This window comes from Rheinheimera marina (assembly GCF_042654345.1).
Taxonomy (GTDB): Bacteria; Pseudomonadota; Gammaproteobacteria; order Enterobacterales; family Alteromonadaceae; genus Pararheinheimera; species Pararheinheimera marina.
Window position 1 is genome coordinate 41,077 of record NZ_JBHSGB010000013.1, and the last position, 26,523, is coordinate 67,599.

24 protein-coding genes are annotated in these 26,523 nt (G+C 52.5%); 6 read left to right on the forward strand and 18 right to left on the reverse strand.

What is annotated here, in order from left to right; all coding sequences use genetic code 11:
• Positions 1–83 precede the first annotated feature (83 nt).
• The 10 genes from ndk to trmJ all read right to left on the reverse strand — a co-directional run bounded on the left by ndk (position 84) and on the right by trmJ (position 7,558).
• On the reverse strand, positions 84–515 hold the full coding sequence (ndk, locus tag ACFO3I_RS14705; protein ID WP_377335159.1) for a nucleoside-diphosphate kinase: 432 nt from the start codon (positions 513–515) through the stop codon (positions 84–86).
• A gap of 146 nt (positions 516–661) precedes the next feature.
• On the reverse strand, positions 662–1,000 hold the full coding sequence (fdx, locus tag ACFO3I_RS14710; RefSeq protein WP_377335161.1) for an ISC system 2Fe-2S type ferredoxin: 339 nt from the start codon (positions 998–1,000) through the stop codon (positions 662–664).
• 1 nt (position 1,001) lies between these two features.
• On the reverse strand, positions 1,002–2,858 hold the full coding sequence (gene hscA / locus ACFO3I_RS14715; RefSeq protein WP_377335163.1) for a Fe-S protein assembly chaperone HscA: 1,857 nt from the start codon (positions 2,856–2,858) through the stop codon (positions 1,002–1,004).
• 8 nt (positions 2,859–2,866) lie between these two features.
• A complete protein-coding gene (gene hscB / locus ACFO3I_RS14720) occupies positions 2,867–3,391 on the reverse strand; it encodes a co-chaperone HscB (protein ID WP_377335165.1) in 525 nt (174 codons plus the stop codon).
• Positions 3,392–3,403: 12 nt separating this feature from the next.
• The gene (gene iscA / locus ACFO3I_RS14725) at positions 3,404–3,727 is read right to left on the reverse strand and encodes an iron-sulfur cluster assembly protein IscA (protein WP_337842969.1); all 324 of its coding nucleotides are present in this window, start codon (positions 3,725–3,727) and stop codon (positions 3,404–3,406) included.
• 3 nt (positions 3,728–3,730) lie between these two features.
• Complete coding sequence (gene iscU / locus ACFO3I_RS14730; protein WP_337842968.1) at positions 3,731–4,114, reverse strand: Fe-S cluster assembly scaffold IscU; 384 nt, start codon at positions 4,112–4,114, stop codon at positions 3,731–3,733.
• Positions 4,115–4,141: 27 nt separating this feature from the next.
• The gene (locus tag ACFO3I_RS14735) at positions 4,142–5,356 is read right to left on the reverse strand and encodes an IscS subfamily cysteine desulfurase (RefSeq protein WP_377335168.1); all 1,215 of its coding nucleotides are present in this window, start codon (positions 5,354–5,356) and stop codon (positions 4,142–4,144) included.
• Between the two features lie 20 nt (positions 5,357–5,376).
• Positions 5,377–5,859, reverse strand: a complete 483-nt coding sequence (gene iscR / locus ACFO3I_RS14740) for a Fe-S cluster assembly transcriptional regulator IscR (protein WP_377335170.1) — start codon at positions 5,857–5,859, stop codon at positions 5,377–5,379.
• A 114-nt stretch (positions 5,860–5,973) separates the two neighbouring features.
• Positions 5,974–6,843 (reverse strand): serine O-acetyltransferase, encoded by an 870-nt coding sequence (cysE, locus tag ACFO3I_RS14745; protein ID WP_465269146.1) that lies wholly within the window; start codon positions 6,841–6,843, stop codon positions 5,974–5,976.
• Positions 6,800–7,558 (reverse strand): tRNA (cytosine(32)/uridine(32)-2'-O)-methyltransferase TrmJ, encoded by a 759-nt coding sequence (gene trmJ / locus ACFO3I_RS14750; RefSeq protein ID WP_377335174.1) that lies wholly within the window; start codon positions 7,556–7,558, stop codon positions 6,800–6,802. The genes cysE and trmJ overlap by 44 nt, the downstream gene beginning before the upstream one ends.
• Before the next feature lie 220 nt (positions 7,559–7,778).
• On the opposite strand from trmJ, the gene ACFO3I_RS14755 reads away from it, so the two are divergent.
• From ACFO3I_RS14755 to ACFO3I_RS14765, 3 genes are all read left to right on the forward strand, one after another.
• Entirely contained in the window at positions 7,779–8,600 is an 822-nt protein-coding gene (locus ACFO3I_RS14755; RefSeq protein WP_377335176.1) for a class I SAM-dependent methyltransferase, read from the forward strand.
• Positions 8,601–8,628: 28 nt separating this feature from the next.
• Positions 8,629–9,915 carry a phosphoribosylamine--glycine ligase gene (gene purD, locus ACFO3I_RS14760; RefSeq protein WP_377335178.1) on the forward strand — a complete coding sequence of 429 codons (1,287 nt, stop codon included), beginning with the start codon at positions 8,629–8,631 and terminating at the stop codon, positions 9,913–9,915.
• Between the two features lie 168 nt (positions 9,916–10,083).
• A complete protein-coding gene (locus ACFO3I_RS14765) occupies positions 10,084–11,847 on the forward strand; it encodes an ExeM/NucH family extracellular endonuclease (RefSeq protein WP_377335180.1) in 1,764 nt (587 codons plus the stop codon).
• An 80-nt stretch (positions 11,848–11,927) separates the two neighbouring features.
• On the opposite strand, the gene ispH is transcribed toward ACFO3I_RS14765, so the two are convergent.
• The 6 genes from ispH to murJ are packed head-to-tail and all read right to left on the reverse strand — an operon-like array spanning position 11,928 to position 19,228.
• Positions 11,928–12,857 (reverse strand): 4-hydroxy-3-methylbut-2-enyl diphosphate reductase, encoded by a 930-nt coding sequence (ispH, locus tag ACFO3I_RS14770; RefSeq protein WP_377335182.1) that lies wholly within the window; start codon positions 12,855–12,857, stop codon positions 11,928–11,930.
• Positions 12,857–13,288 (reverse strand): FKBP-type peptidyl-prolyl cis-trans isomerase, encoded by a 432-nt coding sequence (gene fkpB, locus ACFO3I_RS14775; RefSeq protein WP_377335184.1) that lies wholly within the window; start codon positions 13,286–13,288, stop codon positions 12,857–12,859. Before fkpB ends, ispH begins: the two co-directional genes overlap by 1 nt.
• Positions 13,285–13,785, reverse strand: a complete 501-nt coding sequence (gene lspA, locus ACFO3I_RS14780) for a signal peptidase II (protein ID WP_377335187.1) — start codon at positions 13,783–13,785, stop codon at positions 13,285–13,287. Before lspA ends, fkpB begins: the two co-directional genes overlap by 4 nt.
• Positions 13,785–16,613, reverse strand: coding sequence for an isoleucine--tRNA ligase (ileS, locus tag ACFO3I_RS14785; protein WP_377335189.1), 2,829 nt, complete (start codon positions 16,611–16,613; stop codon positions 13,785–13,787). The genes lspA and ileS overlap by 1 nt, the downstream gene beginning before the upstream one ends.
• A 29-nt stretch (positions 16,614–16,642) precedes the next feature.
• A complete protein-coding gene (gene ribF / locus ACFO3I_RS14790) occupies positions 16,643–17,569 on the reverse strand; it encodes a bifunctional riboflavin kinase/FAD synthetase (protein ID WP_377335268.1) in 927 nt (308 codons plus the stop codon).
• A gap of 57 nt (positions 17,570–17,626) precedes the next feature.
• Positions 17,627–19,228 (reverse strand): murein biosynthesis integral membrane protein MurJ, encoded by a 1,602-nt coding sequence (gene murJ / locus ACFO3I_RS14795; RefSeq protein WP_377335270.1) that lies wholly within the window; start codon positions 19,226–19,228, stop codon positions 17,627–17,629.
• Positions 19,229–19,372: 144 nt separating this feature from the next.
• On the opposite strand from murJ, the gene rpsT reads away from it, so the two are divergent.
• Complete coding sequence (gene rpsT / locus ACFO3I_RS14800) at positions 19,373–19,648, forward strand: 30S ribosomal protein S20 (RefSeq protein WP_377335191.1); 276 nt, start codon at positions 19,373–19,375, stop codon at positions 19,646–19,648.
• 188 nt (positions 19,649–19,836) lie between these two features.
• On the opposite strand, the gene ACFO3I_RS14805 is transcribed toward rpsT, so the two are convergent.
• On the reverse strand, positions 19,837–21,837 hold the full coding sequence (locus tag ACFO3I_RS14805) for a urocanate hydratase (RefSeq protein ID WP_377335193.1): 2,001 nt from the start codon (positions 21,835–21,837) through the stop codon (positions 19,837–19,839).
• The gene (gene hutH / locus ACFO3I_RS14810; RefSeq protein WP_377335195.1) at positions 21,837–23,363 is read right to left on the reverse strand and encodes a histidine ammonia-lyase; all 1,527 of its coding nucleotides are present in this window, start codon (positions 23,361–23,363) and stop codon (positions 21,837–21,839) included. Before hutH ends, ACFO3I_RS14805 begins: the two co-directional genes overlap by 1 nt.
• A 45-nt stretch (positions 23,364–23,408) precedes the next feature.
• Between hutH and ACFO3I_RS14815 the strand changes: the two genes are divergently transcribed.
• A complete protein-coding gene (locus tag ACFO3I_RS14815; RefSeq protein WP_377335197.1) occupies positions 23,409–24,407 on the forward strand; it encodes a LysR family transcriptional regulator in 999 nt (332 codons plus the stop codon).
• Between the two features lie 438 nt (positions 24,408–24,845).
• On the forward strand, positions 24,846–26,420 hold the full coding sequence (locus tag ACFO3I_RS14820) for a methyl-accepting chemotaxis protein (RefSeq protein WP_377335199.1): 1,575 nt from the start codon (positions 24,846–24,848) through the stop codon (positions 26,418–26,420).
• Positions 26,421–26,523: the final 103 nt, after the last annotated feature.

The following is a 26,523-nucleotide window of genomic DNA, read 5'->3' on the forward strand; positions in this document are numbered from 1 at the left end:
AAAAGGGGGCTAAGCCCCCTTTTATCCTGATGTCCTTTCGGAGTCTCTTTAAACCGGGTTAAAGAGTAATCCTGTGCCCGAAATTAACGGGTACGGCCACACAGTTCGGCTTCAGTGAAGAAAAACGCGATTTCACGGGCAGCAGAAGCGGCAGCGTCTGAACCGTGAACAGCGTTTTCGTCGATGCTGGCAGCGTAGTCAGCACGTAAAGTACCAGCCAGAGCGTCTTTCGGGTTAGTGGCACCCATGATTTCACGGTTTTTACGCACAGCGTCTTCACCTTCCAGCACCTGGATCATCACTGGACCAGAAGTCATGAAAGAAACCAGCGCGTTGAAGAATGGACGCTCTTTGTGCTCACCGTAGAAACCTTCGGCCTGTTCACGGCTTAAGTGCAGCATTTTGGCTGCAACGATACGTAAACCAGCTGATTCAAAACGGTTGTAGATAGCGCCGATAACGTTCTTGGCTACTGCATCTGGTTTGATGATTGAAAAGGTACGTTCCAAAGCCATGACAGACTCCTAAAAATTAACTAAGTGAAAAATTTGTGGCCGCGAATTATACGCGAACAAATTAAAAAAACCTACATTTCGCCCTAAAAACAACAAATGCCGCGTCAAGGCGGCATTTGTACAGTTTTTCTTAGTTTGGTTGCAGTTTAATGACCTTCACTGGCCAGATTGATGGTGTACTTCGGAATTTCCACAACCAGGTCTTCGTCTGCAACCAGCGCCTGACAGCCCAACCGTGATTCTGGTTCCAGGCCCCAGGCCTTGTCCAACATGTCATCTTCCAGCTCATCACTAGGTTCCAGCGAATAAAAGCCTTCACGCACAATCACATGGCAAGTGGTACAGGCACAGGATTTCTCGCAGGCGTGCTCAATGGCAATACCGCAGCGCAGCGCCACATCCAGCACAGATTCACCGGTTTTGGCTTCTACTGCCGTACCTTCAGGACATAACTCGGCGTGAGGTAAAAAAACGATTTGTGGCATATCAGACCTCGTCCACTTTATGGCCGCGCAGCGCCTGACGGATCGACTGATCCATGCGCCGTGCAGCAAATTCATCCGTACTATGGTTGGCGTGTTCAATCGCCGCTTTAATGCCTGCGGTATCGGCCTGCTCACGCGCCAGATCCAGCGCCGTCAGCGCCTGTTCAATTACCGCATGCTCGCTTGGGTCCAACAAATGAGCATCCTGCTGCAATGCTGCCCGCACCGCTTCTAACACCCGCTGCGCTTCCACCTGCTGTTCTTTGTGCAGGCGTTGCTGCATATCCTGCTTGGCATACAACATTGAGCTTTGCAGCATGTTCGCCACCTGATCATCGGTCAGGCCATAGGACGGTTTCACCTGAATACTGGCACTAACGCCACTGGATTTTTCCTGCGCCGTCACGCTGAGCAAGCCATCAGCGTCGACCTGGAAGGTGACACGGATATGGGCGCCACCGGCAGCCATTGCTGGAATGCCTGTTAAGGTAAACCGGGCCAGAGAACGGCAATCGCTGACCAGCTCACGTTCACCTTGCAGCACGTGAATAGCCATGGCGGTCTGACCGTCTTTAAAGGTGGTGAATTCCTGCGCACGCGCCACAGGAATTACGGTATTACGCGGAATGATTTTCTCCACCAGGCCGCCCATGGTTTCAATACCAAGCGACAAGGGGGTGACGTCCAATAACAAGGTGTCGGTACCAGATTTATTGCCCACCAGCACATTGGCTTGAATAGCCGCGCCAATCGCCACCACTTTGTCCGGGTCAATCGAGGTTAAAGGTTCTGCGGCAAAGAAATCTGCGACCGCAGTGCGCACTAACGGCACCCGGGTCGAACCGCCGACCATCACTACCTGCTGCACCTGGTCAGTTTCCAGGCCAGCGTCACGCAGCACTTGTTTGCAGGCACGAATAGTTTTACGCACTAACGGCTGGATTAAAGCGTCAAATTGTTCACGGCTGATTGCACCCGTAAATTCGCCGCCATTTAGCGGCAGACTGAAAGTAACGCTGTGCTTAGCTGACAATTGCTCTTTCAAGGCGCGGGCTGTCACCAGATACTGACGAAGTTCACTGTGGTTCAGTTCGGCAGCGCCTGTCTGTTGTTGTAGCCATTGCATCAGGGCATGGTCAAAGTCATCACCACCCAGCTGAGAATCACCGCCGGTGGCCAGCACTTCAAACACACCTTTTTGAAGGCGTAAAATAGAGATATCGAAGGTACCTCCGCCTAAATCGTACACCGCAATCACGCCTTCCTGACCTGAATCCAGGCCATAAGCCAGCGCTGCAGCTGTGGGTTCATTTAATAAACGCAGCACGTTCAAACCGGCCAGTTTGGCCGCATCTTTGGTAGCCTGGCGCTGCGCATCATCAAAGTATGCCGGTACCGTAATGACCACGCCGGTTAACTCACCGCCTAAGGTCTGACTGGCAGTATCTGCAAGTGTTGCAAGAATTTCTGCAGAGACTTCAACCGGGTTTTTCACCCCCTGCACAGTCTCAATAGCGGCAAGCCCAGCCTGATCAACCAGCTGATAAGGTAAGTGCGAAGCTTCGGCCTGCATTTCTGCAAAACCACGGCCCATCAAACGTTTGACGGAAATAATGGTGTTATGCGGGTCTTGCACCGCCTGCGCCATAGCGTCATGGCCAACCACCACCTTGGTTTCGGTGTAGCGCACTACTGAGGGCACCATATCCTGGCCAGCTGAATTGTGCAGCGTTTTTGCTTCGCCGCTACGCACAGTCGCCACCAACGAATTGGTGGTGCCTAAATCAATACCTGCAGAGAGTTTGTGCTGATGCGGAGCTGCGCTTTGGCCTGGTTCCGCGATTTGTAATAACGCCATGTTGCTTCTTAATCGTGAAGTTGTTGCTCTATCAGCTCAAGCTCCTGCTCCAGCTTATAGAAGAATTTAAGCTTACGGACCAAATCAGCAGACCGCTGATCCTGCTCGGTTTGCTGCATATCCAGCGACTCACGCAGCTGTTTTAATAAGGCTTTACGTTGCTGACTGATTTGCTGTTCTGCGTCATCAATCAGTTCATCCGGGTTCTTGCTGTGCGGAATATCAGCCAGCAGTTCACGCAGCTCCATCTGCTGCATTAAAAATGCCGGGTCGGTAAAACTGCGTTGTTCCTGGCTGATTTTCAAGCCACGCAGCGCCAGTAAATGTTCAGCCCTGAGCAGCGGATGTTTCAGGCTATGGTAAGCATCATTGATGTTGGCCGCCTGTTGCACAGCCATCAGACGGTCGCGCTCTGAAGCTGCAGCAAACTTGTCCGGGTGGAAGTTACGTTGCAATTCCAGATAGCGGGTACCCAACTCGGCCAAATCCAGCTCAAACTGAGCTGGCAGATGAAACAGCTGAAAATAGTTCATCTGCGCCCTTCGTTAGACGGTAAAGCTTTCGCCACAACCACATTCGCCATTGACGTTTGGGTTATTAAACTGGAAGCCTTCGTTTAAACCTTCTTTGACAAAATCCAGCTGAGTGCCGTCGATATAGACCAGACTTTTGCCGTCCACAATGAGCTTCAGGCCAAATTCTTCAAACACCTGATCGTCAGCATTCAATTCGTCGACAAATTCCAGTACATAAGCCAGGCCAGAACAGCCGGTGGTTTTCACCCCAACGCGCAGGCCAATGCCTTTACCGCGATTGGTCAGAAAACTACGGACCCGGTCTGCTGCAGCCGGCGTCATGCTGATGGCCATAACTTAGTTCCCGTGCCGAGATTTGTAATCGTCAATGGCTGCTTTAATGGCATCTTCGGCCAGAATAGAGCAGTGAATTTTTACCGGTGGTAACGCCAGTTCCTGGGCAATGTCGGTATTTTTGATCTGAGCTGCTTCGTCCAGCGTTTTGCCTTTTACCCACTCAGTCACTAAAGAACTGGAAGCGATAGCACTGCCGCAGCCGTAGGTTTTGAACTTGGCATCTTCAATCACGCCCTGCTCGTTTACCTTGATTTGCAGTTTCATCACGTCACCACAGGCTGGTGCACCGACCATGCCAGTGGCCACAGTCGGGTCGTCTTTGGCGAAAGAACCAACGTTGCGTGGGTTTTCGTAGTGATCTATTACTTTATTGCTGTAAGCCATTTTTCGTACCTCTTAATCCTGCACTGATTAGTGGGCCACCCAGGCCACAGAGTTTAAGTCCACGCCGTCTTTGAACATTTCCCACAGCGGTGACATTTCACGTAACTTGCCGATCGCTTCGTTGACGATCTTAATGGTGTGATCGATATCCGCTTCGGTGGTGTATCGGCCGATGCTGAAACGAATAGAGCTGTGTGCCAGTTCATCGGTCAGGCCTAAAGCACGCAGTACATAAGACGGCTCTAAGCTTGCTGAGGTACAGGCAGAACCTGAAGACACCGCGATGTCTTTCAGCGCCATAATCAGCGACTCACCTTCGACGTAGTTAAAGCTGACGTTGGTAATACCAGGAATACGTTGTTCGGCATCACCATTCAGGAAGGTTTGCTCAATACCTTTGATACCATTCCACAGACGATCACGCAGCACCGCGATGCGCTCGCGCTCCGCATGCATTTCTTCTTTAGCAATGCGGAAGGCTTCGCCCATACCGACGATTTGGTGAGTGGGCAGCGTACCTGAACGCATACCACGCTCATGGCCGCCACCGTGCATTTGCGCTTCCAGGCGGATACGTGGTTTACGGCGTACGTACAAAGCACCAATACCTTTAGGGCCGTAAGCTTTGTGACCAGAGAAAGACATCAGGTCGACTTTCAGCGTTTGCAGATCGATATCGACTTTGCCAGCGGCTTGAGCAGAATCGACATGGAAAATAATGCCTTTTTCACGGCACATCTCGCCGATAGCGGCAATGTCCTGCACCACGCCAATTTCGTTATTCACAAACATCACGCTGATTAAGGTGGTATCCGGACGAATAGCGGCAGTCAGTTGTTCTAAAGTCACTAAGCCAGTGGCCTGTGGCTCCAGGTAAGTCACTTCATAGCCTTCACGTTCCAGATCACGCATGGTGTCCAGTACGGCTTTGTGTTCAGTTTTTACTGTAATCAGGTGCTTACCTTTTTTATGGTAAAAATGCGCTGCACCTTTAATTGCCAGGTTGTTCGACTCGGTCGCACCTGAGGTAAACACGATTTCACGTGGGTCGGCGTTTACCAGCTCAGCCACCTGAGCACGGGCCACTTCTACCGCTTCTTCTGCCTGCCAGCCAAATTTATGCGAACGTGACGCCGGGTTACCAAAGGTCCCGTCCATCGTCATGTATTGCATCATTTTCTCAGCAACGCGCTGATCCACTGGGGTGGTGGCGGCATAATCCAAATAAATAGGTAGCTTCATGATCTGCTCCGGCTCTAGCCTTACAACTGGCAACTGATCTCAATATCAGTTGCAGGATTCTTTACGACGCGGCTGTCCTGACGTTTAGCCACGTTTTGCACTTCGTTTTTCCTGACCAGCTCACCCAAGGTGATATTGGTCAGGAAATCTTCAATACGGTCACTTAAGTCGGTCCAGAGGCTGTGAGTCAGGCACTTGGCCCCGCTCTGGCAATCGGATTTTCCCTGACAACGGGTGGCATCAACGGATTCATCCACCGCACTGATCACGGCCGACACCGAAATTTGAGCGGCCTCACGACCCAGCTGGTAACCACCGCCAGGGCCGCGCACACTTTGCACTAAGCCGTGCTTGCGCAAACGGGCGAACAGTTGTTCCAGATAAGACAATGAAATGCCCTGACGCAGGGAGATATCTGCCAATGGAACCGGGCCGGCTTTCGCATGCAACGCGACATCCAGCATAGCGGTTACGGCGTAACGGCCTTTAGAGGTTAAACGCATAACTGACTCCCCGGTTCGAATGGCGCAAATTGTACATTCCCGACTAAATTAGTCAAGTATAAATCCTACTAAGTTAGTCAGGTATTATCTGCTCAGGTTCATCCGTTTTTTCAATTAAATCGTCGGGTCGAACTCGTCTATTTCCTTTTTGCGTTGCAGCGCGGCCAGTCGTTCGGCTTCACGCACGGCTTCATCTTCAATGTTAATTTCCGGCATCTGGCTGCAGACATTGCCACCCAGGGTGTTGATGCTCTGGCACAGTTCCGATACTTTGCCGTCAAGGAAATGAATATGGTCCAGCATGCGGCCCATGGCCTGCGCCACTGGGTCCGGGTTGTCACTGGACACCGCATAAGCGTCAAAACCAAATTTCTTTGCCAGCTGCTGGCGCTGTTCGGTAATCGACGAATCTTGTTTCGCGACAACGCGACCAGGAATGCCCACCACAGTGGCACCAGGTGGCACATCTTTCACCACCACCGCATTAGAGCCGATGCGGGCATTTTCACCGACAAATAGCGGGCCGAGGATCTTCGCGCCTGCGCCTATCACCACGTTATTGCCTAAGGTCGGGTGACGTTTGCCAGGGTTCCAGCTGGTGCCACCCAACGTCACGCCGTGGTACAGCGTCACATCGTCGCCAATTTCAGCGGTTTCACCAATCACCACTCCCATACCATGGTCGATAAAGAAACGGCGACCGATGCGGGCACCCGGATGGATCTCCACCCCAGTCAGCCAACGGGCTATGGTACTGAGAAAACGGGCCAGCCATTTAAAACCAGCGTTCCACACCTTGTGATTCAGGCGGTGCCACCAGATCGCATGCAGACCCGGGTAGTTGGTCAGTACTTCGAAAAAGCTGCGTGCCGCCGGGTCACGCTCAAATACACTTTTGATGTCTTCTTTGATGCCTGCAAACATGACGGAGTCCTTGTGCTTACTGCTGCTCTGGGGTGATCGTGCTGTTGCCGACGCGGCCAAAACGCTGTACTGAAGTTAAAATGCCACGCAATATATTCAGTTCCACTTCGTCCGGCCGGGCCCGGGTAAACAGGCGCCGCAACTTAATCATAATGTGACCTGGGTGGGCCCGGATAATAAAGCCGGTTTGATCCAAGGTTGTTTGTAAATGCTGATAAAAACCTTCCAGCTGTTCTGAGGTTGGGTAGCTGGTTTTTTCTTCGGCTGAAGCTTCAGCCTCAGGTTGCTGATCCAGTGACGCCATCCGCATTTCATAACTAACCACCTGTACCGCCATCGCCAGATTCAGCGAGGTGTATTCAGCGCTGGTTGGTATACATAAGTGGTAATTGCAGAGCCGCAGTTCATCATTGGACAAACCGTTACTTTCTCGGCCAAACACAATAGCGACAGGGCCTTGCTGCAGCTCTGGCACCGCCAGCTCAGCGGCCTGACGTGGGTTCAACACCTGATGGTCCTGACTTTTTGGCTTATGGCTGGTACCAATCACCAGCCGGCAATCGGCAATAGCGTCCTGCAGTGAATCCACCACCTTCGCTGTTGCCAGCAGATCGCTGGCCCCGGCCGATAAGGCGTAGGCCTGGCCATCCGGCAGCTCTTTTGGGCTGACCAGCACCAACTGACTCAGGCCCATGGTTTTCATAGCGCGGGCCACCGAGCCAATATTGCCGGTATGCGAGGTTTCCACCAGGATGATTCGGATCTGATCCAGCATCTGTTCTCCAGCCAGCTTCGGGATAAACGACAATGGCGTCTGCAAAATTAAGGGGCGGCATTTTAGCACGCAGTGAACCAATTGTTGACTGAATTTTAGCAGTCCAGCCATCCATCATTGAATGATCCCTGATTTACGCCCGCTGATGATTTCTGACTGCAAAAGCAACACTGCTTTGCTACACTAGCGCCGGTTTATAACAATGAAGAAGGATACCCTGATGACTCTGTTACCCAAGTTGATCGTCGTTTCCGCTTTCGTTTTGTCACCTTTTATCCAGGCCGCCGACAGCACAGCCCTGCAGCAGGTCTTGAATAACCCAGTCCGCAGCGACGCCAGTAAAGCACGTGACATCTACCGCCATCCTGCAGAAACACTGAGTTTCTTTGAAGTGACGCCAAAAAGCGCTGTGGTGGAAATTTCTCCGGGCTCAGGCTGGTACACAGAAATTCTGGCCCCGTTATTAAGAGCTGAGGGCAAGTATTATGCGGCACATAGCCCGGCCAACAGCACCTCAGACTACAGCAAACGATCACTGGCCGCTTTTAAAGAAAAACTGGCCGCCAATGATGTTTATAAAAATGTCATTCTGACCGAGTTTTCGCCATTACCAGGCCAACAAGTGGCCCCAGCCGGCAGCGCTGATGTCGTGCTGACCTTCCGCAACCTGCACAACTGGTATATGCAAAAAGGTGAGCAAGGCATGGTCGATGCCTTTAAATCATTTTATGACGCCTTAAAACCTGGTGGCGTATTGGGTGTAGTGGAACACCGTTTACCTGAAGGGAAAAAAGGCGATGACTGGTTGAAGTCGGGTTACTTCCCACAAAGTCTGGCCATTGCACTGGCCCAAAAAGCTGGTTTTAAACTGGAAGCGACCAGTGAAATCAACGCCAATCCAAAGGACACAGCCGATCACCCTGGCGGCGTCTGGACCCTGCCGCCGACTTTATCGCAAAAAGAGCAGGACAAAGACAAATACCTGGCCATAGGTGAAAGCGATCGGATGACGCTGAAGTTCCGTAAACCAGCGGCCCATTAATTTAATTGCAGTAACACCGGAAGAAAACATGAAAGTATTAGTGATAGGCGGCGGTGGTCGCGAACATGCTCTGGCCTGGAAAGCAGCTCAGTCACCAGCGGTCACGCACGTCTTTGTGGCACCAGGCAACGCAGGTACTGCGCTGGAGCCCAACCTGACCAATGTGGCGATTGCTGCGGACGACGTTGCCGCGCTGACCGCCTTTGCTAAAACCGAAGCGATTGACCTGACCATTGTCGGTCCGGAAGCGCCATTGGCCAAAGGTGTGGTCGACATGTTCCGCGCTGAAGGCCTGGCCATTTTTGGTCCAACCCAGGCCAGCGCCCAGCTGGAAAGCTCCAAAGCCTTCGCGAAAGACTTTTTGGCCCGTCATGCCATTCCGACAGCCGCTTACGGTAACTTCACTGAAATTGCTGCTGCCAAAGCTTATGTCGAACAACAGGGCACTCCAATAGTGATCAAAGCCGACGGCCTGGCGGCTGGCAAAGGTGTCATTATCGCCCAGAGCCAGGCAGAAGCATTCGCTGCTATCGACGATATGCTGGCGGGTAACAAGTTTGGTTCGGCGGGCAGCCGTGTGGTGATTGAAGAGTTTCTGGTTGGTGAAGAAGCATCCTTTATCGTGATGGTCGACGGTAAAAACGTATTGGCTTTTGCCTCTTCTCAGGACCATAAAGCGCGTGATGATGGCGATAAAGGCCCAAACACCGGCGGTATGGGTGCTTATTCACCGGCACCAGTGGTGACACCTGCAGTACATGACTGGGTGATGCAAAACGTGATCTACCCAACAGTGAATGGCATGGCCGCCGAAGGCAATGTGTACACAGGTTTCCTGTATGCAGGTTTGATGGTGGCTCCGGATGGCACCTCCAAAGTGCTGGAGTTTAACTGCCGCTTCGGCGACCCGGAAACCCAACCGATCATGATGCGACTGCAGTCGGATCTGGTTGCACTGTGTAAAGCCGCCACCGAAGGCAAGCTGGACCAGACCACTATTGAGTTTGACAGCCGTGCTGCTGTTGGTGTGGTGCTGGCAGCGGGTGGTTACCCGGACGACTACCGCAAAGGTGATGTGATTTCCGGCTTGCCGACCGAAGACAACCGTGAAGCCAAAGTCTTTCATGCCGGTACTGTACTGAAAGACAGCCAGGTGCTGACAGCGGGTGGCCGTGTATTGTGTGCCACAGCTTTAGGCACTTCAGTCACCACAGCGCAGCAGGCAGCTTATCAGTTGGTTGACCAGATCCAGTGGGACGGTGTATTCAGCCGCCGCGACATCGGCTACCGCGCAATTGCCCGCGAACGCAGCTAACACAGCAGTTGTTGTTTATAAAAGCCGCCTTTCAGGCGGCTTTTTCGTCGGTTTTGAGACCATTTCGGCCAGCGGAGGAAAAATTCTGTCCATTACCACTGCCATCCTCTTGTCATTCTTTGCCACTACTTTAGGCTATCGCTTAATTCTTCCTGCTTGGAAATTCCGATGAAACTCAAAGTGATCAGCGTTATTCTCGCTTCAGTCTGCAGCCTGGCAGCACAGGCCGAATGCCAATTAAACCAAAGGATCAGCCAAATTCAGGGGCTGGGTAAACAAAGCCTGTTACTTGGCCAACAAGTACAAACAGCCGGTGTTGTCAGCGCTGTACTGTACCCAAAAAGCAAAGATGCAGCCTTGTTAGTGCATAGCCTGACACCGGATCAGGACAACCGCAGTAGCGAAGCGCTGCTCATCGCAGACAGCCAACTGGCAGCGCAATATAAAGTCGGCCAATTGCTGCAGTTAACCGGAACCGTCACAGAGCGCCATGGTATGACGGCATTGGAAAAAGTGCAGGCCACAACCTGTGGCAACCAGACTATTCCTGCAGCTGTCGAATTCACATTGCCAGTCAAATCCAAAGCAGACTGGGAAGCCGTCGAAGGCATGTTGCTGAGTTTTCCGCAATCCCTGGTGGTGAACGACAGTTATCCGCTGGCCCGCTATGGCGAGATTTTACTGGCCGACAAACGGCTCTGGGTGGCGACCGAACTGATGCCTGCAGGCAAAGAAGCCAACGCCTTCGAGCAGCAGCAACGCTTAAGTGAAATCTGGCTGGATGATGGCCTGAGTCAACAAAATCCGGAGCCGATCCGTTACCCAACCGGTGGCTTAAACGCCAAACACACAGTGCGGGTTGGCGACACAGTCCACAACCTGCAGGCTTACCTGATTGAAACCAAACAAGGTTACCGCTTAATTCCGGCCAGCGAACCACAGTTCGCCTCAACCAACCCACGTCAGCCAGCGCCTTCAGCAAAAGTCGCCGGCAGCATCCGGGTCGCCAGCTTTAACGTGCTGAACTTCTTTACCGGCGAAACCGCCGCTGCCGCTTTCCCGACCCGCCGCGGCGCCAGCACAGCAGAAGAGCTGGCCCGGCAACAAGCCAAAATGCTGGCAGCGCTGTCGGTGATGGACGCCGATGTGATTGGCCTGCTGGAAGTGGAAAACAATGGCACCGATGCACACAGTGCTATCGCCACCATAGTGCGTGAGCTAAATAAAACCTTGGGTGCTGAGCGCTACGCTTTTGTGCAGCCGGCCGGTTCGCAAGGCACAGACGCGATTAAAGTGGCGATGATTTATGACCAGACCCGACTGAAACAAAGCGGCCAGGCCGCCGTGATCAGCACTGGGCCTTTTGCTTATGGCTCGCGGGCGCCGCTGGCCCAAAGCTTTGCTCCACTGAACGGCGGCGAAAGCTTTACCGTCAGCATTAATCACTTTAAGTCCAAGGGCAGCTGCCCTGAAGATAAAAACTCAGTCGATGCAGACCATGGTCAGGGCTGCTGGACTCACAGCAGGGTGGAAGCCGCCAAAGCAGCCAACCAGTGGCTGCAAAGCCAACCGACAGGCGTTCACACCGCCAATCAGCTGCTGATTGGTGATTTAAATGCCTACCGCAAGGAAGACCCCTTGTTACAACTGGCTAAAGACGGCTGGCTGCATCTGGCGCCAGAACATGACGGTAAAGCGCACTACTCCTATGTGTACCGTGGCCGCACCGGCTCACTGGACCATGCGCTGGCGAGTAAGTCTTTAGCCGACAAGTTGCAGCAGTTCCAGCACTGGAATATCAATGCCGACGAACCCGCCATTTTGGATTACAACATGGAATTTAAATCGAAGACGCAGCTTGAACAGTTGTATGCACCGGATGCCTTCCGTTCGTCGGACCATGACCCGGTACTGATGGATTTTAAATTCTAAGGTCGATTAAAAAGGGGTCAGGTCTTGAATATTGAATTTGGCGGTTCAATTCAAAATTCAAGACCTGACCCCAATAAGTGTTAACGCAGTTCTGCGGGCACCGCAAAAATCACGTTTTCTTCGCGGCCAGGATGTTCAATCACTTGCTTGCCACCCCAGGCAGTCAGTTGTTCCACTACCTGTTTTACCAGCACTTCAGGCGCAGAAGCCCCTGCAGTCACACCGACAGACGACACGCCGTTCAGCCAGCTTTGCTGAATATCTGCCGCTGTATCAATCAGGTAAGCCTGACAACCCATCTTCTCGGCCAGCTCACGCAAGCGATTCGAGTTACTGCTGTTTTTGGCACCGACGACCAGCAGCAGCTGCACCTTGGCGGACAACTCGCGCACCGCATCCTGTCGATTTTGCGTGGCGTAACAAATGTCATCTTTGCGCGGGCCTTCAATATCAGGAAAACGGGCGCGCAGCGCATCAATCACATCAGCCGTATCATCGACAGATAACGTGGTCTGGCTGGAATAACAGAGTTCCGCCGGATTTTTGACCGCTAATCGGGTAACATCCTCCACCGACTCGACCAGATAAATGCCCCCTTCCGGATTGTCGTATTGGCCCATAGTGCCTTCTACTTCCGGGTGGCCAGCATGGCCAATCAGAATACACTCCACACCTTTACGGCTGGCACGGGTGACTTCCATATGCACTTTAGTCACCAGCGGGCAGGTCGCATCAAACACCTTCAGGCCACGTTGTTTAGCCGTTTCACGCACCGCCTGCGACACGCCGTGCGCCGAGAAAATGACGATAGCGCCGTCCGGCACTTCATCCAGTTCGTCCACAAACACAGCTCCAGCGCGGCGCAGGCCGTCCACCACAAATTTGTTGTGCACCACTTCATGCCGCACATAAATAGGCGGCTCGTAAATTTCCAGCGCCCGTGACACGATGCTGATGGCGCGGTCGACACCGGCACAAAAGCCACGTGGGTTGGCCAGCAAAATATCCATCAGCTTTGCACCTCAACAATTTCCACGTTAAAAGTCAGGGTTTGGCCGGCCAGTGGGTGGTTAAAATCCACAGTGACTGAATCGCCCACCACTTCACGAATTAAGCCTGGTAACTCAGAGCCATCCGGCATCGCAAAACCGACAATCATACCGACCTGAGCCGGAGCATCGCTGGAGAACTTACTGCGGTCGACATAATAAATATTGTCCGGATTCGGCTGACCGTAGGCATCTTCAGGGGCCAATGTAAAACTGCGCTTATCGCCTTTGGCCATGCCCATCAGCTGAGCTTCAAAAGCCGGTGACAAACTGCCATCACCCATTTGTAACTTCGCAGGCTTGTTGTGCACCCGGGTCGATTCAGCGGCGCTGCCATCAGCCAGTTTAATGTCAAAGTGGAAAATCACTGTACTGCCTGCACCAATGATCATGACTTCACCTCAGAGCTCTTGTTGTCACTGCCGAAACTATCCCAAATCAGCAGTGCCGCACCTATGCTGATAGCGCAGTCGGCGATATTAAAAATAGGGTAATGCCAGTCCTGGTAAAACACATGCAGAAAATCGACCACATAGCCATACAGACTACGATCGATCAAGTTGCCAACTGCACCACAGATAATCAGCGCCAGCGCCAACGACAATTTCCATTGGCTTTTTTGCAAACGGGACAACCAGACCGCCAGCACCAAACTGACCACCACGGCAATGCCAGTAAACAACCAGCGCTGCCAACCTGAGGCATCGCCCAGGAACGAAAAGGCCGCGCCATAGTTACGGGCATAGGTAAAATTAAACACAGGCAACAACGAAATGGATTCACCCAAACTGAAGTTTTGGATCACCCAGACTTTGCTCAGCTGGTCGGCGACCAGCAGCAGCAGCATCAGCCACCACCAGCGCCAGCCGGTTTGTTGAAATAACTTCATCAGGCAAACTTCCTGCTTTCGCCCGCGCCTTCGACGTTGTCGACACAACGCAGACAAATCAGCAGATGCGCCGGGTTCATGCCAACATCATGGCGGTGATGCCAGCAACGGTCACACTTGGCAGCTGTTGACGCGTTCAGCAGCACAGACAAACCGGCCAGCTCAGTAGCAGTCGCCTCTGCAGGTGCAGCGTCAGCAGAAACTACCGCAGTGGAGGTGATCAAGGCAAACCGCAACTCATCACCAATAGCCGTTAAATCGGCGGCCAGCTGGCCTTGCGCATACAAGGTCACTTCAGCTTGTAACGATGCACCAATCTTGCCGTCGCGCCGTGCCGCTTCAAGCACCTTATTCACTTCATCACGCACCTGCAACAGCTGTTGCCAGAACGCATCGCTAAACTGGCCAGCAGGCACAGCATTCAGGCCCTGATACCATACGTCAGTGAACACAAACTCAGTCGCCTGGCCTGGAATGGCTTCCCAGATTTCCTGCGCAGTAAAGCTCATAATAGGGGCCATCCAGCGAACCATCGCCTGGATCACATGGTACAGCGCGGTCTGACAAGAACGCCGTGCCTGTGAATCCGTTTTGGCGGTGTACTGACGGTCTTTAATCACGTCCAGATAGAAACTGCCCAGTTCCACGGTACAGAAGTTCATCAACTTTTGGCTGACCTGGTGGAACTGGTAGTTGTCATAGGCGTCGACAATTTCTTGCTGCAGCTTAGCCGCACGTTGCACCAGCCATAAATCCAGCTGCACCAATTGCTCTAACGGCAAGGCGTCAGTCGCTGGGTTAAAGCCTTTTAAGTTGGCCAGCAGGAAACGCGCCGTGTTACGGATGCGGCGGTATTTGTCAGCTGCGCGGTTGAGGATTTCATCCGACACTGTCATTTCTGAGGTGTAGTCAGTGGTGGCAACCCACAAACGCAGAATATCGGCGCCCAGTTTGTTCATCACGTCCTGCGGCGACACCACGTTGCCGAGAGACTTCGACATCTTGCGGCCTTCACCGTCCACAGTGAAACCATGGGTCAGCACTTGTTTGTAAGGCGCTTGGTGTTTGATGGCGACGCCTGTCATCAAGGACGACATAAACCAGCCACGGTGTTGGTCTGAACCTTCCAGGTACATATCGGCCTGGGTTTCACCGTTAAACTCTGGCCGTGCATCGACCACACAGGCGTGGGTCACACCAGAGTCAAACCACACATCCAGAGTATCGCTGACTTTGACGTAGTCAGCGGCATCAGCACCTAACAGCTCAGCAGCGTCCAAATCAAACCAGGCCTGAATACCAGCTTGCTCTACTTTCAGCGCTACTTGTTCCATCAGCGCCTGAGTGTTCGGGTGCAGGGCGCCAGTGTCTTTGTGCACAAAGAGCGCAATAGGCACACCCCAGGTGCGCTGACGTGAGATACACCAGTCCGGACGACCGGCCACCATGTTTTCAATCCGTTGTTGACCCCAATCCGGGATCCAACGGGTTTGTTCAATTTGTTGCAATGAGGTGCTGCGCAGGCCCTGTTGTTCCATGCTGACAAACCACTGTGGCGTCGCACGGAAAATAATGGGGGTTTTATGGCGCCAGCAGTGCGGGTAGCTGTGTTTCAGTGCTTTGTGTACCAGTAACTTACCGGCAGCTTGCAGTGCTTCGACCACAGAGTCATTGGCTTTAAATACGTGCTGACCGGCAAACAGCGGGGTGTCCGGCAGGTAAACGCCATTGGCGCCAACAGGGTTGGCCACTTCCAGGTTGTACAGCTTACCGACGGTAAAGTCTTCCGGGCCGTGCCCTGGCGCAGTATGCACAGCACCTGTACCCGAATCTGTTGTGACGTGCTCGCCCAGAATCACCGGCACCTGCAGGTCGTACAATGGGTGTTGCAGTTGCGTCAGCTCCAGCGCTGCGCCTTTGCAGAACCCCAGATTGTGGTAATGCTCAATACCAGCACGCGCCATGACCGCAGTAACTAAGTCTGTCGCCAGAATTAAACGTTCGGCACCATTTGGGCCCTGCTCCACCTGCACCAGGCTGTAATCGACTTTGGCATTTAATGCCACAGCGCGGTTGGCGGGTAAGGTCCAGGGTGTAGTGGTCCAAATCACCACAGACACTGGGCCTGTGCCACGATGGCCTTCAGGGTGATCAAACTTGTCAGCTACCGCCTCGTCCAGCACGCTGAAGCGCACATCAATGGCTGGCGACACTTTGTCCTGATATTCCACTTCAGCTTCGGCCAGAGCAGAACCACAGTCAGTACACCAATGCACCGGCTTAAAGCCTTGCTGTAAGTGACCATTGTCAATAATCCGGGCCAGAGAACGGATGATGTTGGCCTCGGTATTAAAGTCCATGGTGCGGTACGGGTTATCCCAGTCGCCAAACACGCCCAGGCGGATAAAGTCGACTTTCTGCGCCTGAATCTGGGTTTCTGCGTATTCACGGCACTTGGCGCGGAATTCCGCCGGCGTCAGCTTGGTGCCTGGTTTGCCGTATTTCTTCTCCACCACCAGTTCGATAGGCAGGCCATGGCAATCCCAGCCAGGGACATAAGGCGCATCAAAATCAGACAAGGTCTTGGCTTTGACAATCATGTCCTTCAGGATTTTGTTAACGGCATGACCAATGTGAATATTACCGTTCGCGTACGGAGGGCCGTCGTGCAAAATAAAGGTTTTTTTACCTTTTTTGGCCTGGCGAATCTGCTGGTACAGGTGTTTCTCTGTCCAGCTGGCAAGCATTTGCGGTTCACGCTGCGCCAGGTTGGCGCGCATCGCAAAAGCGGTGTCCGGTAAATTCAGGGTATGCTTGTAATCACTCATCCGTTCTGGTTCCGTTCTCTTCTTTAAATTCAGTTGGCAGCGAAATAAGCCCTGGCCTGGTCAGCGTCAAGGCGAATTTGCTGCTGCAATGCGTCCAGTGAATCAAATTTTCGTTCACTGCGCAGCTTGTGTTTTAAAATCACTTCAATTTGCTGGCCGTATAAATCACCAGAAAAATCAAAAAAATGCGCTTCCAGCTGTTCTTTCCGGCCATGCAAGGTTGGCCTGGAGCCAATATTGGCTACACCGTTATACCGACCTGTGGCCGTGACGGCTTCCACGGCATACACGCCTCGCACCGGCAGGTTCTTGCGGTACAACCAGACGTTGGCTGTCGGAAAACCTAATTGACGGCCCACTTTTTCGCCGTGTCGTACCCGTCCCATCAATGAGAAAGGCCGCCCCAGCATCTGGGCTGCCGCAGTTAAATTATCCTGCTCCAATACCTGACGGATCAGCGTACTACTGACACGCTCACCTTCTAACATCAGGCTATGGGTATTGCTCAGGCCAAAATCAAACTCCGCGGCGGCCTGCTGTAATAAGGCATAATTGCCAGCCCGGTTTTTCCCAAAGCAAAAGTCATCACCGACAATCAGATGCTGCACACCCAACTGTTCCAATAATAAATTCTGAATAAAACTCTGAGGTTCTAACGCAGCAAAATCGCGATCAAACCGGACACAGAGCAGACGGTCGATGCCCTGCTGCGCCAGCCAATGATATTTCTCACGAAAGCGGCACAGCCGGGCCGGTGCTTTGTCTGGCGCAAACAACTCCAGCGGCTGAGGCTCAAACACCATCACCACCGCAGGCAGCTGTAGCCGGGCGGCATGCTGCTTTAACTGGTTCAGCACCGTCTGATGACCCAGGTGCACACCATCAAAATTGCCAATGGTCAAAACACAACCTTTGTGGCTGGGCAAAATGTTATGTAAGCCGCGGATCAGTTGCATGGCTTTGGTTTTCAACTCAACTGCTCAGAAAAGTGCCCGATTATACCCAGAACTGACTCAGCTTTCAGCAGTTGTCTGGCGTTTAAAATCGCTCAATCTGACCCCCAGCAGCCAAAGCACCGCAAAATACGACAGCACAGCGACGGCAAAGAGCCCGGCCAAGTCCAGAGTTTGCTGGGCCAGCCCCAGTGAAATCCAGCTTTGCAGTCCAGGGGTCAGCCAGTACAAAGCGCCAGCCATCACCAGTCCAGCCCCTGTGGCTTTGCCAATAAAAACCCAGGTCTTCCGGCTAAACTGATAGATACCGCGCTGCTTTAGCCCTCGGTACAGCAACACAGCGTTTAAAGTGCCGGACATGGCGGTAGCCAAAGCGAGACCGACATAACTTAAAAACGGTGCCAGCATCAGGTTAAAGGCCATATTGGCCACCATTGCAATAATGGCAATGCGCACCGGTGTTTTAATGTCCTGCCGCGCGTAAAACGCCGGCGCCAGCACTTTAATCAGCATCAATGTGACCAGACCGGAGCAATAGGCCATCAGGCTGTAGGACGTTGCCAGCACATCCTCAGCTTTGAACTCGCCACGCATAAACACAGTGCTGATAATGGGCTCCGCCAGCACAATTAACCCCAGCATGGACGGAATACCGAACAAGCAGATAAAGCGCACCGCCCAGTCCAGCATGTAGCGAAAGGCGGCTTCAGACGCCGCCGCATAATGCCGCGACAACCCAGGCAAAATCACAGTCGCGATGGCAATGCCAAACAAACCTAACGGAAATTCCAGCAGCCGGTCTGAGTAGTACAGCCAGCTGACCGCACCTGTCACCAGAAAAGACGCGATAATGGCATCGAGCAGCAGGTTAATCTGACTGACCGAAACACCAAATAACGCAGGGATCATCAGGGTACGAATACGCGTCACATAAGGGTCAGACCAACCCCAGCGCGGCCGTACCAAGAGTCCGGCTTTGGCCAAAAACGGCAGCTGAAACAAAAATTGGATCAGGCCACCTAAAAACACGCCCCAGGCAATGGCTTCTGCCGGGTTTTGCATTTGCGGCGCTAACCAGAGCGCAGAGCCTATCATCGCGATATTTAAGAATACCGGTGTGAACGCTGCCACCGCAAAACGGTTGTAGGTATTGAGCACAGCACCAGACAGTGCAACAAAGGTAATAAACCATAAATACGGAAAGGTAATTTTCAGTAGAAATGCCGCCTGCAGGTATTTATCGCCTTCAGGCTCACCATTGAGATAGGCAGTAAACCAGCCAGCGCCAAACAACATCATCAGCACCGGCGAGCCAATCATCGCCAGCAACGTAACTCCAGTGACGATCAGCCCCAAGGTACCGCTGGCTCTGGCAATCAAGAGCCGGACTGCGTCATCCCCATGCTTTTCTTTCACTTCAGCCAAAACCGGCACAAAGGCCTGTGAAAAGGCCCCTTCGGCAAACAGACGGCGCAAAAAATTAGGAATGCGGTTGGCCATAAAAAAAACGTCTGCGGCAGCACCTGCCCCCAGCACGTTGGCAACAATCACGTCACGCACCAAACCCAAGATCCGGGAAATCAGCGTCATAAAGCTGACAATCATGCCCGATTTTAATAATTTTCCTGACACAGACGGCTCCCTGTAGTAGAGTGCAGGCATTTTCACCTGAGCCACGCCGGATTACCAGCCTGTTCTGTCCAATTGACGGATAAACAGCTGAAATTTGGTTTGACAAGGGAGTATAAAATAGGCATATTATGCCGCCTTTAATAAAGTCCCGGTTTAGTTTTTAGGAGTGTTACCTTGGCTAACATCAAGTCTGCTAAGAAGCGCGCGATTCAATCTGAAAAGCGTCGTCAGCAAAACGCCAGTCAGCGTTCAATGATGCGTACTTTCATCAAGAAAACTTACGCTGCAGTATTAACCTCTGATGTAACTGCTTCTCAGGAAGCGTTCAAAAAGATGGTTCCAGTTCTGGATCGTATGGCTGCAAAAGGCCTGATCCACAAGAACAAAGCTGCACGTCATAAGTCTCGCTTAAACGCGCACGTCAAAGCTTTAGCTACTAAAGCCGCTTAATTTGCCGAAGCTGTTGCTTGCAACAGCATCAGCAGCAGCTTTGCAGAGAAACCACCCTTGCGGTGGTTTTTTTGTTTGCTTAAACGTCTGAGCAAAAGAGTGGCAGGAATGTCAACACAGGCAAGGAGAAAAGCACTGAGCCGGCCCTTGGGGGAGCCAGCTCAACGCTATGAGTTAGCCTGTGGTGGTTAGAAGGACAACTGATTGATAATGTCGTCATCAACCCGGTTGGCCAGTGTCACCTGCAGTTTAGGTGAACGCACCATTTCTCGGCGGATGGCAAAATCAGCTTCGTTGTTACGCGCCCAGCTGCGACGGGCAATGCCGTTGTTGACATCAAAGAACAGCATGGATTTTAACCGGCGCTCGGCGTCATAACTGCCGTCCAGCAACATGCCAAAACCACCGTTGATCACTTCGCCCCAGCCGACACCACCACCATTGTGAATAGACACCCAGGTCGCGCCGCGGAAACCGTCACCAATCACGTTATGAATGGCCATATCGGCAGTAAAGCGGCTGCCATCATAAATGTTGGACGTTTCACGGAACGGCGAATCGGTGCCGCTCACGTCATGGTGATCGCGACCCAGCACCACAGGGCCAATTTCGCCGCGGGCAATAGCGTCGTTAAAGGCTGTAGCAATTTCAGCACGGCCCTGCGCGTCGGCATACAAAATGCGCGCCTGCGAGCCAACCACCAGTTTGTTTTGTTTGGCGTCCAGAATCCAGCTGATGTTGTCCTGCATCTGCTGCTGAATTTCTTCAGGTGATTCCAGCATAATCTTTTTCAGCACTTGTGCCGCAATGGCGTCGGTTTTATCCAAGTCTTCCGGCTTGCCTGAAGTACAGACCCAGCGGAACGGGCCAAAGCCATAGTCAAAACACATAGGGCCCAGAATATCCTGCACATAAGACGGATACTTAAAGTCGATGCCGTTGTCCGCCATCACATCGCCGCCGGCACGGGAGGCTTCCAGTAAAAATGCATTGCCGTAGTCGAAGAAATAGGTGCCTTTTGCGGTGTGTTTGTTAACCGCTGCGGCGTGGCGTTTCAGGGTGCCCTGCACCCTGGTTTTAAACAGCTCCGGTTCTTCACGGATTAACCTGTTGGCTTCGTCATAGCTGATGCCAACAGGGTAATAACCACCTGACCATGGGTTATGCAGCGAGGTCTGGTCTGAACCCAGGTGAACAAAAATACCCTGCTCATCAAAGGCTTCCCATACGTCGACCACGTTGCCAATGTATGCGATAGACACCACTTCGCTGTTTGTCTGAGCCTGTTTTACCCGGGCAATCAGTGCGTCCATAGTATCCACCAGCTCATCGACCCAGCCTTGCTGGTGGCGTTTAATAGCCGCTTTCGGGTTCACTTCAGCACAAACGGTAATGCAGTTGGCAATGTTACCGGCCTTTGGCTGCGCGCCACTCATACCGCCTAAACCAGCGGTTAAGAAAATTTTTCCTTTCGGGCTTTCGCCCTTTTGCAGCACTTTACGAAACGCATTCATCACCGTAATAGTGGTGCCGTGTACTATGCCTTGCGGGCCAATGTACATAAAAGAGCCGGCGGTCATCTGGCCGTATTGCGTCACGCCCAATGCGTTAAAGCGCTCCCAGTCTTCCGGCTTGGAATAGTTGGGGATCATCATGCCATTAGTCACCACCACCCGTGGTGCGTCAACTGAGGATGGGAATAAGCCCATCGGATGGCCCGAGTACATATGCAGCGTCTGGTCTTCGGCCATTTCGCTTAAGTACTTCATGGTTAAGCGGTACTGCGCCCAGTTCTGGAACACAGCTCCGTTGCCACCATAAGTGATCAGCTCTTCAGGGTGCTGCGCCACAGCCGGGTCCAGGTTGTTGTCGATCATCAGCATAATTGCAGCCGCCTGCTGGCATTTGGCTGGGTAATCACTGATAGAGCGGGCTTTTAACTCGTACTCAGGTTTAAAGCGGTACATATAAATACGGCCAAAATCCTGCAGCTCTTTGGCAAATTCGACCGCCAACTCTGCATGCCACTCTTTCGGGAAATAACGCAGCGCGTTACGCACCGCCAGCTGCTTTTCCGCTGTAGTTAAACTGTCTTTGCGCTTGGGCGCTTTGTTGGCATCCGCCGGATAAGGGCGGGCTGCTGGCAGTTCGGCCGGAATACCTTGTTTAATCTGGTCCTGAAACGTCATCACTGGCCTCCTTCATTCAGCGCAAAATTCACAGTAAAGGCCTGGTCGCGAACCAGCTTAATCATGGCGTCGATGTCCGGTTTTAACAGCCGGTCTTCTTCCAGCTTGGCCACTTTGCTGCGGATTAACGCGAAGTTGGTTTCGATTAAATCTGAGCATTGGTTCGGACGGCGGAACTCAATAGCCTGCGCGGCATACATCAGCTCAATGGCCAGAATTTTTTCCAGGTTGCCTAAAATCTGGTTCAGCTTACGGCCGGAAATACTGCCCATCGACACATGGTCTTCCTGGCCCATTGAGGTCGGTACGCTGTCGGCGGATGGCGGGAAACACAAAGATTTATTTTCAGTCACCAGCGCTGCAGTGGTGTATTGCGGGATCATCATGCCGGAGTTTAAGCCACCCGCTTTGGTCAGCAGACGCGGTAAACCATGCAGGCCTTCCAGCAGTAAATAACAACGACGGTCGGAAATGTTGCCAAGCTCAGCAGCGGCAATGGAGGTGTAATCCAGCACCATGGCCAAAGGCTGACCGTGGAAGCCACCACCAGACAACGCTTCTTCACTGCTGATCACAATAGGGTTGTCGGTGACTGAGTTCATCTCAATCTCAATCATGTCTTTTAAGTGGTAAAAGGCATTACGCGACGCACCATGCACCTGTGGAATACAGCGCAAAGAATAAGGGTCTTGCACCCGGGCGCAACCAAAGTGCGAGGCCATATTTTGCGAGTCTTTAAACAAACGGCGCATCCGGGCTGCCACTTCAATATTGCCAGGGAAAGGGCGGATTTCATGCAGTTCAGGACGGAACGGCGAGCCACTGCCCTGCATACCTTCAATACTCATGGCACCGGCCACATCGGCTAAATTCAGCAGGTACTGCATTTTGGTCAGAGCGGTAATGCCGTGCGACAAAATAAACTGGGTGCCGTTAATCAGGCCCAGACCTTCTTTGGCTTGCAGTTCCAGCACTGCCAAACCCGCCTTAGCCAGCGCTTCTGCTGCCGGAATGATGGTTGAAGTGGAACCCGGCGCCCAGAATTCACCTTCACCAATCAGTGGCAGGAACAAATGCGATAAAGGCGCTAAGTCACCGGACGCGCCAACCGAGCCTTGCTCAGGTACCACCGGGATCAGGTCCAGTTCAATAAATTTCAGCATGCGCTCAACGACTTCCAGCCGCACACCAGAAAAGCCCAGGCTCAGTGCATGCACTTTAGTGATCAGCATCAGCTTGGAGATGGCTTTGGCAATAGGCTCGCCCACACCGACTGCATGGGTGATCAGCAGGTTTTTCTGCAATAAGGCGGTTTCAGCCGGAGAAATCTGGGTGTCGCACAACGGGCCAAAGCCGGTATTGATGCCGTAAATCGCCGTGTCGGAGGCCGCCATCTGATCGACACAACTGCGGCTTTGGTTAATTTTTGCAATAGCAGCAGTACTTAACTGCGCTTGGATGCGGCCATTGGCAATGCCATTGACTGTGTCTAAATCCAGACGGTCGATACCGTAGTGAAATACCATCTTCAACTCCTCGAAAAGCGGCGTATTGCCTGAGTGCAACACCAAATGATGATTTATGCTAGCTTGCGGCTGTTGTTTTATAAATACATAATAATCGTCATTCATTCCGAATTTACCGAACAAAAAAGCGAACCCCAGATGCAGGTGCAGGACCTTGATTTACGTTTATTGCGCATTTTCGCCACCATAGTGGAATGCGGTGGTTTATCGGCGGCCGAGTCCCGGCTCAATATAGGCCGCTCCACCATCAGCACGCATTTGTCCGATCTGGAAGTTCGCTTAGGCATGACCTTATGTAAACGTGGCCGCAGTGGCTTTGAGCTCACCGACGCCGGCCGTGTCACTTACCAGGCGTCCTTGCAACTTCTGCAGCAGTGCGACACCTTTGCCGCCACAGTGGCAGGCTCGAAGCATACGTTGTCTGGCCGGGTCACTATTGCGATAGTGGACACCCTGATTAGCGACCCGCGTTGTGGTGTGGCCAAAGCCATAGCGGCGCTGAAAAACAAAAGCAGTAACCTGCAGTTTGATATCCATGTCTGTGAAGCGCGCGAAGTAGAAACTGCCGTGGCCAATGGCCGCTCATTGGTGGGAATAGGCGTCAGCCGTCATCATATTCGTGGCCTGCATTACCAGCCACTGCACCCGGAAACCAACTACCTGTATTGTGCCAGCGGCCACCCGCTGTTTGACTGTGCCGCCAAAGACAGCAGTAAATTGCTGGCGCAGGCGGAAGTGATTACCAGCAACTATATGCGCGATAAAGAAATCCGTAACGACGGTCTGAACTATCAGAACAGCGCCAGCGCCTACCACGACGAAGGCATAGCCCACCTGATTTTATCCGGCAAATTTATTGGCTACCTGCCCGAGCATTACGCCAGTTACTGGGTAGAAAAAGGCCTGTTTCGCGCCATTCAGCCGGAAAAATACAGCTACCAAATTCCAGTGGTGCTGATCACCTCCAAAAGCAACAGCAGCTCGCCACTGGCGCAGGCGATGATCAGCGCCCTTCAAAACAGTAGTCCAGGGAGCTCAGAATAACGTTATGTTTAAGCTCAGGCAGCCATAGCCCGTGCGCACATGCACTGCATAAATCACACATGATGGATGTTCATTCTGACCTGGCGCAGTTCAGTCCCTTTTTACCTGCCACAGTACTCTTGGGTCGTTTATTCGCTTCCAGTGATCCAACAGACGGATAACAACGTAATAGCAGGGATGGACTGACCGATATCTGTTGAATCATCCAAAGCTCAGGTTGGTTGCACCAGTCTCTTTTATGCTTAAGCAGAATGTCTGATCAGCCCAACGTAATACTGATGACTGTCGTGCCGTAGAGCCTGACAGTTGTCCATTGAATTTAAACATCTGTTTTTCAACCAATTAACCTTTATAGCTCTGCCCCTGACCAAGGTTTTGGCCCACCGGATTGGCCAGAACTTTGTTAACTAATTTCAATCAGTTCAATGGAGACCTCTTATGCACACAGCCTTAGAGAATTTAAGCATTCGTATAAAACTGCTCGGTGGGTTTGGTCTGGTGCTACTCATTTTAGTGTTTATTTCTGTATTGAGTTACCAGTCTCTGGAAGGTCTGAGTGCAAGATTTGAATTAACCACAAAAGTCAGCGCAGCCAACTTACTGATCAGCGAAGCCAGGCAACAGGAAAAAAACTTTTTATTAAGAAAGGACATTACCTATTACCAGGCGGCCCAAGATCTGAGCAACAAAGCCAAACAACAGGCAGAAGAAAGCTTGCCGTTATTTACCACGGAAGAAAGTGCCAAGCTGATTCGGGAGCTGCTAACTGAGCTGGACGCTTATCAGCAATTGTTGACAAGAATCAAAGAGGTGGTCAATCAGGGCGATACGGCCAATCTGGACGGCCTGGAAACGCAAATGACTAAGGCCGCCCGAGCCGCCGATCAGGCGGGCACTCAATCGGTTGAACGTCAGTTGGATACCATGAGGGCTGAGGTCAAAGCCAAAGAACAGCTCATCATCGCCTGCGCGCTGGCGGCTCTGCTGATTGGTGTTATGGCCGCCCTGGTGATCACTCAAATGGTGGTCAGCCCAATTCAGCAAGTGGTCAAGGTGGCAGAGAATATTGCCACGGGTGATTTAACCGCTAATTTGCCCACCAACCGCCTGGATGAGCCGGGCCAACTGATGCGCTCCATGCAGAAAATGAGTATGAACCTGCGAACCTTAATTGAGCACCTCTCCACAGGCATAACCCAGCTGGCTGCCGCGACAGAGGAGATGGCGGCAATTTCAGAGCAAAACTCAGCCGGTGTCCGCCAGCAAAAAGAAGAAACTGAGCAGGTAGCCACCGCAATGAACGAAATGGCCACCACTGTGCAGGACGTGGCACAAAACGCTGAACAAGCCTCCAGCTATGCCACTGAGTCAGCGCAACAGGCAAGCCAAGGCACGACTGTGGTGCAACAGACCACTCAGCAAATCAAAGCACTGGCGCACGAAGTCACCACCTCGGTTCAAGCTATTGTTGAATTGAAGGACCAAAGCAATACCATTGGGGCTGTGTTGGACGTGATTAAAAACGTGGCTGACCAGACCAATCTGCTGGCGCTGAACGCCGCTATTGAAGCAGCAAGAGCGGGTGAAGCCGGGCGCGGCTTTTCCGTAGTGGCCGAAGAAGTGCGGGCGCTGGCATTCCGTACTCAGGAATCCACAGGCCAGATTGAACAACTGATCAGTTCCTTGCAACACAAAGCGGAAGCGGCCGTTTCGACCATGCAACGAAGTTCAGACCTGGCCGAACAGACCCTGGGCTCTGCCGACAACGCTGGTGAAGCCATTACAGCAATCACCAGGGCTGTCGGCAGCATTCAGTCGATGAACCAACAAATTGCCGCAGCAGCCTTGCAGCAGGCCACTGTTGCAGAACAAATTAACCGCAGTATTTTCAGTATCCGGGACGTGGCAGAACAATCGAGCATTGCCAGCGAACAAACCGCTTTGGCCAGCGCAGATTTAAGCCGGCCGGGCACCGAGCTGCAACAAATGGCTGCGCAGTTTAAGGTTGCCTGACGAATTGGACAGCCCCTTTTGTCCGGTGCCTGAGACGAATGTGCTCAGGCACTGCCCCCGACAGGCAGCTTACTTATGCTGCTCTGCGCTTCACGTTGCTGCC

Excerpts from the sequence above, each read along its gene's own strand:
- ACFO3I_RS14735 (WP_377335168.1), bottom strand. The coding sequence starts at position 5,356 with ATGAAGCTACCTATTTATTTGGATTATGCCGCCACCACCCCAGTGGAT.
- ndk (WP_377335159.1), bottom strand. The coding sequence starts at position 515 with ATGGCTTTGGAACGTACCTTTTCAATCATCAAACCAGATGCAGTAGCC.
- iscA (WP_337842969.1), bottom strand. The coding sequence starts at position 3,727 with ATGGCCATCAGCATGACGCCGGCTGCAGCAGACCGGGTCCGTAGTTTT.
- ACFO3I_RS14755 (WP_377335176.1), top strand. The coding sequence starts at position 7,779 with ATGACTCTGTTACCCAAGTTGATCGTCGTTTCCGCTTTCGTTTTGTCA.
- hutH (WP_377335195.1), bottom strand. The coding sequence starts at position 23,363 with ATGGTATTTCACTACGGTATCGACCGTCTGGATTTAGACACAGTCAAT.
- fdx (WP_377335161.1), bottom strand. The coding sequence starts at position 1,000 with ATGCCACAAATCGTTTTTTTACCTCACGCCGAGTTATGTCCTGAAGGT.
- lspA (WP_377335187.1), bottom strand. The coding sequence starts at position 13,785 with ATGAAGTTATTTCAACAAACCGGCTGGCGCTGGTGGTGGCTGATGCTG.
- purD (WP_377335178.1), top strand. The coding sequence starts at position 8,629 with ATGAAAGTATTAGTGATAGGCGGCGGTGGTCGCGAACATGCTCTGGCC.
- trmJ (WP_377335174.1), bottom strand. The coding sequence starts at position 7,558 with ATGCTGGATCAGATCCGAATCATCCTGGTGGAAACCTCGCATACCGGC.
- iscR (WP_377335170.1), bottom strand. The coding sequence starts at position 5,859 with ATGCGTTTAACCTCTAAAGGCCGTTACGCCGTAACCGCTATGCTGGAT.
- ACFO3I_RS14805 (WP_377335193.1), bottom strand. The coding sequence starts at position 21,837 with ATGACGTTTCAGGACCAGATTAAACAAGGTATTCCGGCCGAACTGCCA.
- ACFO3I_RS14820 (WP_377335199.1), top strand. The coding sequence starts at position 24,846 with ATGCACACAGCCTTAGAGAATTTAAGCATTCGTATAAAACTGCTCGGT.
- ACFO3I_RS14765 (WP_377335180.1), top strand. The coding sequence starts at position 10,084 with ATGAAACTCAAAGTGATCAGCGTTATTCTCGCTTCAGTCTGCAGCCTG.
- iscU (WP_337842968.1), bottom strand. The coding sequence starts at position 4,114 with ATGGCTTACAGCAATAAAGTAATAGATCACTACGAAAACCCACGCAAC.
- murJ (WP_377335270.1), bottom strand. The coding sequence starts at position 19,228 with ATGCCTGCACTCTACTACAGGGAGCCGTCTGTGTCAGGAAAATTATTA.
- hscA (WP_377335163.1), bottom strand. The coding sequence starts at position 2,858 with ATGGCGTTATTACAAATCGCGGAACCAGGCCAAAGCGCAGCTCCGCAT.
- ACFO3I_RS14815 (WP_377335197.1), top strand. The coding sequence starts at position 23,409 with ATGATGATTTATGCTAGCTTGCGGCTGTTGTTTTATAAATACATAATA.
- ileS (WP_377335189.1), bottom strand. The coding sequence starts at position 16,613 with ATGAGTGATTACAAGCATACCCTGAATTTACCGGACACCGCTTTTGCG.
- ribF (WP_377335268.1), bottom strand. The coding sequence starts at position 17,569 with ATGCAACTGATCCGCGGCTTACATAACATTTTGCCCAGCCACAAAGGT.
- fkpB (WP_377335184.1), bottom strand. The coding sequence starts at position 13,288 with ATGATCATTGGTGCAGGCAGTACAGTGATTTTCCACTTTGACATTAAA.
- ispH (WP_377335182.1), bottom strand. The coding sequence starts at position 12,857 with ATGGATATTTTGCTGGCCAACCCACGTGGCTTTTGTGCCGGTGTCGAC.
- hscB (WP_377335165.1), bottom strand. The coding sequence starts at position 3,391 with ATGAACTATTTTCAGCTGTTTCATCTGCCAGCTCAGTTTGAGCTGGAT.